This is a genomic window from Chromohalobacter sp. HP20-39, from assembly GCF_033052815.1.
Taxonomy (GTDB): Bacteria; Pseudomonadota; Gammaproteobacteria; order Pseudomonadales; family Halomonadaceae; genus Chromohalobacter.
Map to the genome: position 1 here is coordinate 1 of NZ_JAWHTP010000220.1, position 404 is coordinate 404.

A 404-nucleotide genomic window follows, 5' to 3' on the forward strand; every position below is an offset into this window, starting at 1 on the left:
GCACGATCACGTGTGATCGCTGCTCGTCCAAGCATCTCAGCGTGCACGCGCTTCGACGTGCGCCCGGCACACGCGCCCATTTTTGCAAGACCTGCGGCAAGACGCTCTATTTCTCGGCAGAGGGGTGCTAGGAGCGCGCAACTCTTCGGCACCGGCAAGCGAGAAAGCGCGCTTACCCATAATGCATTCACCACGATCAGCACGACGGCCCCAGCCGACACAACTCACAGCCCACAATCACATGACCACATTCTGCAAGTTCGACATCCCGGCGTTTACCGCAACCGTGCGCAAGAAGGCAAAGCTCCTGCTGGCCATCGCCGCCACCGCCATCATCACGGCATGTGGCTCGTCGACGAGCGACATCGTCGGCGAATACTCCGTCCAGGGAAAGAACGGGCTCG

The 404-nt window shown here is 60.9% G+C and carries 1 protein-coding gene; it reads right to left on the reverse strand.

Translation table 11 applies throughout. The annotated features are described in order from the left end of the window. Positions 1-203, reverse strand: a 203-nt coding sequence (locus RVY79_RS17725) for a hypothetical protein (protein ID WP_317465820.1), incomplete at its 3' end; no start/stop codon positions are given. Positions 204-404: the final 201 nt, after the last annotated feature.